1 pseudogene is annotated in these 276 nt (G+C 64.5%); it reads left to right on the top strand.

Going from position 1 to position 276, the window contains the following annotated elements:
- Positions 1 to 276 (top strand): annotated as a pseudogene (locus AC0IYH_RS31395) (tRNA (adenosine(37)-N6)-threonylcarbamoyltransferase complex transferase subunit TsaD); the annotation flags it as partial.

Here is a 276-nt window from a genome sequence, read left to right as displayed (position 1 = left end):
GGCCTGCGTTATCCCGGTGGCCCGGAGATCGCCCGGCTCGCCGAGCGCGGCACGCCAGGACGCTTCGTGTTCCCGAAGCCGATGACCGATCGCCCTGGCCTGGATTTCAGCTTCAGTGGCTTGAAGACCTTCACCCTCAATACCTGGCAGCAATGCTGCGCCAATGGCGACGACAGCGAGCAGACCCGTTGTGACGTGGCCTTGGCGTTCCAGCAGGCAGTGGTCGAGACGCTGACCATCAAATGCCGGCGGGCGCTCAAACAGACGGGCCTCAAC

It is taken from the genome of Pseudomonas sp. AC463 (assembly GCF_979253585.1).
This window is presented reverse-complemented; position numbering and strand designations above follow the sequence as displayed.